4 protein-coding genes are annotated in these 5,770 nt (G+C 71.9%); 2 read left to right on the top strand and 2 right to left on the bottom strand.

Features of this window, described 5'->3' with window-relative positions:
• Positions 1–1,312, bottom strand: a 1,312-nt coding sequence (locus AB0C29_RS30490; RefSeq protein ID WP_360827299.1) for a glycerol-3-phosphate dehydrogenase/oxidase, incomplete at its 3' end; no start/stop codon positions are given.
• Positions 1,313–1,461: 149 nt separating this feature from the next.
• Entirely contained in the window at positions 1,462–2,298 is an 837-nt protein-coding gene (locus AB0C29_RS30485) for a winged helix-turn-helix transcriptional regulator (protein ID WP_360827296.1), read from the bottom strand.
• Between the two features lie 55 nt (positions 2,299–2,353).
• On the opposite strand from AB0C29_RS30485, the gene AB0C29_RS30480 reads away from it, so the two are divergent.
• Both AB0C29_RS30480 and AB0C29_RS30475 read left to right on the top strand, forming a co-directional pair.
• Complete coding sequence (locus AB0C29_RS30480; protein WP_360827293.1) at positions 2,354–3,586, top strand: MFS transporter; 1,233 nt, start codon at positions 2,354–2,356, stop codon at positions 3,584–3,586.
• Between the two features lie 11 nt (positions 3,587–3,597).
• Entirely contained in the window at positions 3,598–4,599 is a 1,002-nt protein-coding gene (locus tag AB0C29_RS30475; protein WP_360827291.1) for a GNAT family N-acetyltransferase, read from the top strand.
• Positions 4,600–5,770 lie beyond the last annotated feature (1,171 nt).

The raw sequence follows: 5,770 nt of genomic DNA, 5'->3' as shown, positions 1-5,770 counted from the left end.
CGGCGCCCACGCCGCCGCCGCGCACCAGCCGCAGCTGATCGGTCCGCGAGGGCTGCGCGGAACCGCCGAGCCGGCGCACGGCCCGGTCGATGACGTCGGCGGCCATAACCCGGTATGTGGTGTATTTGCCGCCGGCCACCAGCAGCAGCCCCAGCATCGGCTCGACCACGGCATGCTCGCGGGACAGCTTCGAGGTGGAGTCGGCCTCGCCGGAGAGCAGTGGCCGCAGCCCGGCGTAGACGCCCTCGATGTCGTCGGCGGTGAGCGGCCGGTCCAGCACGGTGTTGACCTGGTCGAGCAGGTAGCGGATGTCCCGGGCGGACGCGGCCGGGTGCGAACGGTCCAGCTCCCAGTCGGTGTCGGTGGTCCCGATGATCCAGTGCCCGCCCCACGGGATGACGAACAGCACCGAGGTCGGCGTGCGCAGGATCAGCCCGGCCTCGCCGGTGATGGCCGACCGCGGCACGACCAGGTGCACGCCCTTGGAAGCGCGCACCCGCAGACCGGGCCGGACGCCGACGTCGCGCAGCATCCGGGACATGTCGTCGCTCCACACCCCGGTGGCGGCGACAACGGTGCGGGCCCGCACCTCGAACTCCGGCGAGTCGGGCGACTCCAGATCCCGCACCTTGACCCCGACCACCTCGCGCGCCTCGCGCAGGAACCCGGTGACCCGGGCGCTGGTGACCACGGCGGCGCCGAGGCTGGCGGCGGTGCGGGCCAGGTTGACCACCAGGCGGGCGTCGTCGACCTGCCCGTCGAAGTACCGGATCGCCCCGGTGATCTTGTCGGCGCGCAGGCTGGGGAAGAGGTGCCGGGCGCCGTCGCGGGTCAGGTGCCGGTGCAGGGGCATGCCGCGCCCGCTGCCGAAGACCCCGGCGAAGACGTCGTAGGCGGCGACCCCGAGGCCGTAGTAGGCCCGCTGCCAGACCCGGGCCGGCGGCGAGGCGGCCGGCAGCGGCACCAGGATCGGCACGGGCCGCACCAGGTGCGGGGCGAGCCGGCTGGTCAGCAGCCCCCGCTCGGTGAGCGCCTCGTGCACCAGGTGCAACTCGAGCTGCTCCAGATAACGCAGGCCGCCGTGGATGAGCTTGCTGGACCGGCTGGAGGTGCCGGCGGCCAGGTCACGGGCCTCGACGAGGGCGACCTTCAGGCCGCGCGAGGCAGCGTCCAGGGCCGCGCCGGCGCCGGTGACCCCACCGCCGATGACCAGCACATCGAACTGCTCGTCCCGCAACCGCCGCAGGTCGGCGGTGCGGCGGATGGGCGAGAGCCGCCCGGCGGCATAGCGGGAGACGGAAGGAGAGCGCACAACCCCCACGGTAGCGCTGCCGGGTGTCCCCCCGGCGAGTGAAAAGAGATTGGCAAGATCAAATGCGGACGATCAAAGACTTCCGGTCGTAGGTCCGTGCGGATAACTGACCGTCGCTCCCGCCGATCGCGAGCTGCGTGCTCGCAAGGTCAACTGCGGGCCCGGACCGCGCTGAGCATCTCGGTAACCGAGGCGGCCGGGTCGGTGATCGGGAACTGGACCGTGCGGATCGTCGCCGTCGGGTCGGCCAGCAGGGTCAGGCGCTTGAAGCGGTCCTCCCCCGCGGCCCGGAAGGTGGGCAGGCGCAGACTCGCGGCCAGCTTGACATCCTGGTCCGACAGCAGCGGGAACGGCAGCTGCGCGTGGGTGGCGAAGGCTTCCAGCTGGTCCGGGCGCTGGGTGCTGATGCCACGGATCTCGGCTCCCGCCGCGGTGAAGTCGGCCGCTCTGGCCGCGTACGTCATGGACTCGAGGGTGCAGCCCGCCGCGCCCGGGATCTCGCCCCAGCCGGGCGGATAGCCGGGGGTGTCCGGCGCGAAGGCGCCCGGGAAGAAGTAGAGGACCGTCCAGGTCTCCAGGCGCAGTGCCGGGATCCGCCGGCCGATCAGGCCGTGCACGCGGCTTGCTTCCGCCGAGGTCGGCGCCGCCGTCGCGGTGAGTGAGCCGTCGCCGAGCACGTGCCGGTCGCCCCATTCCTGGAGGGCGATCAGTACCGGCAGCAGGCCCTCGCCCTTGGGGGTGAGCAGGTAGTCGTGGCGGGGTGGGTGCTCGGAATACGGCTCCCGGCGCAGCACTCCGTGCTCGACCAGCGCGGCCAGGCGTTCGGTCAGGGCCCGCCGGCTGACCCCCAGCGAGCGCTGCAACGCCTCGAACCTGGTCACGCCGCCCGCGATGTCGCGAACCACCAGAAACGTCCACCAGTCGGTGAGCACGCCGAGGGCCTGCTCGATGCCGCAGTCGGCATCAACGAGTTCGACCCTGCGCACGCGCTCCACTATAGTCCGTTCCAGATTGGAACTTACTCGAACGGGGGCGGGGACCGTGAGCGTGTTCTGGCGGTGGTGGACGGCCGGCACCAGCAGTGATCTGGGCTCGGCCGTCGGCGGGGTGGCCCTGCCGCTGACCGCGCTCGCGGTCCTCGACGCGACCCCGTTCGAGATGGGCCTGATCGCCGCGGCCGGTTATGTGGCGTGGCTGGTGATCGGGCTGCCCGCCGGGGTCATCGTGCAGCGCCTCCCGCTGCGCGGCACCCAGGTCGCTGCCGATCTGGTCCGCGCCCTCGCCGTCGCCTCCATCCCGGTGGCCTGGTGGCTGGGCGTGCTCAGCGTCGCTCAGCTGGTCGTCGTCGCCCTGGTCCTCAGCTTCGCGCACGTCGTCTTCTTCGTCGCCAACACCACGTTCCTGCCCGAGATCGTCAGCCGGGACCAGCTCCAGTCGCGCAACAGCCTCACCTCCGGCACCCACGCCACGACCCAGCTGGCCGGGCCGTCGCTCGGCGGCCTCGCGGTGCAGTTCCTCGGCGCGGTCCCGACGCTGCTGATCGACGCGATCAGCTATCTCGTGTCGGCGGCGCTGCTGCGCACCCTGCCGGCCCGGCGGGGGCACCGCCCGGACCGGCCCACCCCGATGGGCGCGATGATCCGCGAGGGCTGGGCGTACGTGACGAGGCACCCGATGATGGGCCCGGCCATGTGGTCGGCCACCGCGTCGAACTTCGTCAACGGCGCCTACCTCGCGCTCTTCCCGCTCTACCTGGTCCGCGAACTGCACGCCCCGGCCGGCGTCGTCGGCCTGCTGCTCGCCGTCGACGGCGTGGGGACCCTGATCGGCGCGGCGCTGACCACCCGGGCCACCAACGCGCTCGGCACCGCGCGAGGACTGATCATTCTGGGCTTCGTGGAGGCCGCTGCCGCCTTCGTCATCCCCGCCGGCACCGGCTGGGTGGCGTACCTCGGCTTCACCGCGGGCGTGCTCATCTTCGCCGCCACGGGGTGCGTCTTCAGCGTGACCACCCGCACTTACCGGCAGATCGCCAGCCCGCCGGAGCTGCTGTCCCGGGTGATGGCGACGGTCCGGTTCGTCTCCTGGGGCGCCATCCCGGTCGGCGGGCTGGTGGCGGGTGCGCTGGCCGGGCCCCTCGGTGCCCGGGCCACCTTGCTGATCGTCGCGGTGGCCTCGGTGGCCGCGCCACTCGCGCTGGTGTTCTCCCCCGTACGCGGCCGCCGGGACCTCATCGAGCCGACCACGCCGGAGCGGGAGGCGGTCGTTGGGTAGGTTCGGCGGTTGTGGACAGCGAGTTCTGGATCTCCGAACTGACCGACGACGACGTACCCGCCGTGGTGGCGCTCTGCCGGAGCGCCCTGGACCTGCCCGAGGACGCCGCCGAGGCCGCGGAGATCGTGCTGCGCCTGCGCGAGACCACCGGCACTGACGGCTGGTCGGCCACTCCCCGCAGAATCACCGGCTTCATCGCCCTGCGCTCAGCCGGCGCGAGCGCCGCCGCTCTTTCCGGGGAGCCGGTGTCGGTGACCGGCGGCCGGGTGATCGGGGTGGTGCTGGGCTCGGTGTCGCACCGGGACCGCTCGATCGGCCACGTCGACCTGATCGCCGTGGACCCGGCGGAACGCCGCCGCGGCGTGGCCCGGGCCCTGGTGTCCCGCATCGAGGGCGCCTTGGCCGGCCTCGGCGCGGGCGACGTGGTGATCGCCGGCAACGCCCCGTACTACGCCTGGCCGGGCATCGACGTGCGCTACACCCCAGCAATCTGCGCGGCGATGGCCTTCGGCTTCGAACAGGACCAGCCCGCCTGGAACATGACCGTGGACCTGACAACGGAAGCCTCCGGAGCCGCACCGGGCGCAACGGCCGAGGACGAGGCCCGGCTGGCCGGCGAAGGCATCATCATCCGCCGGGCGGGTGCGGAGGACGTCCCGGCCGTGGTCCGCTTCACCCTGGCCAACTTCGGCGAAGGCTGGGCCGGCGAAATCACCCACTCGGTAGGCCGTGACCAGGCCGGCTGCCACCTGGCGCTGGCCAAGGACGGGGCAATCCTGGGCTTCGCCGCCTACGGCTCGTCCCGCCCGTCCTGGTTCGGCCCGATGGGCACCGCACCGGCGGCCCGCGGCTCAGGAATCGGCGCGTTGCTGCTCCGCCGCTGCCTCGCCGACCAACGAGCCGCCGGCCACACCCAAGCCCAGATCGGCTGGGTCGGCCCCCTCCCGTTCTACGCAAAAGCAGTAGCCGCCCGAGTAGAACGCGTCTTCCTCCTCTACCGCAAACAACTCTGAAACACCCGCCCAGCCCCGCCACCCAGACCAACCCCGCAGGTGCGCGCCTGGGTGAAATGACTGCGCAAATCGGACCGTCGTACAGACAAGGGTCCCGCGGGCGGAAGTCGGCGAGGCGGGACGGGGCACAAGGCAGCCTGTCGTGCATACAAGCAGCCGCGCGAGGCGGAAGGCCTGGCGAGGCGGCAGGCCTGGCGAGGCGGCAGGCCTGGCGAAGCAGAAGGCCGCGCGAAGCGGAAAGCCACGCGAAGCGGAAAGCCACGCGAAGCGGAAAGCCACGCGAAGCGGAAAGCCACGCGAAGCGGAAAGCCACGCGAAGCGGAAAGCCACGCGAAGCGCAAGGGGCGCGCGAGGTGAACTGTCGCGTGGACAAGCAGCCGAGCAGGCGGGGCGACTCGATGCGGGCAGGCCGCCCAAGGCGGAAGCCGCCCAAGGGCGGCCAGTCGTGCACACAAGCAGCCGCGTGAGGCGAAGGGTCCGACGAGACGAAACGCCCGCAAAGCGGAAGGACCCACTAAGCAGAAGGTCGCACAAGCTGAACCGTCGCGTGGACAAGCAGCAGAGCAAGGCGGGAGGCCGCTCGACGCGAGCTGACCGCCCACGCGGAGGCTACCCATGACGGCCTGTCGTGCAGCCAAACAGCCGCGCGAGGCAGCAGGTCCGGCGAGGCTAAGGGCCGAGCAGCGCAAGGCCCCGCCAAAGCAGAAGGCGCGCCGGTTGAACCGCCTTGACAGTCAGCCCCGCAAGGCGGGAGGCCACTCGACGCGAGCAGGCCGCGCAAGCACAAGGCCGCGCAAGCACAAGGCCGCGCAAGCACAAGGCCGCGCGAAGCGGATAGCGCAAAGGCGGACCGTCGTGCAGACCAGCAGCCGCGCCAAGCGGGAAGGCTCACTAGCGAAGGTCGCGAAGCGGAAGGCCACGCGAAGTACAAGACCACGCGAAGGCGAAGCCTCAGCTACAGAAAGCCAGGGAACAAAGGCAGCCATGCCAGGTGGCCTACCCGGCGAAAAGCCCGCCGAGCAGAAGCAAGCTGAGCACTGATCACCCGGGGCCGGTAAGCCGACCGCGACGAAGCCGACCAGGCACGCCGAGCATCCCGGCGAGGGCAGCCACCCAGGGCCATAAGGACCGCAGCGAAGCCGGACCACAACAGGGCTTGGGGGCGGGGGAT

Origin of the sequence: Actinoplanes sp. NPDC048791 (assembly GCF_040650095.1) — a bacterium.
Taxonomy (GTDB): Bacteria; Actinomycetota; Actinomycetes; order Mycobacteriales; family Micromonosporaceae; genus Actinoplanes.
Note: the sequence above shows the minus strand (reverse complement) of the source record. Positions and strands in the feature narration are given on the sequence as shown.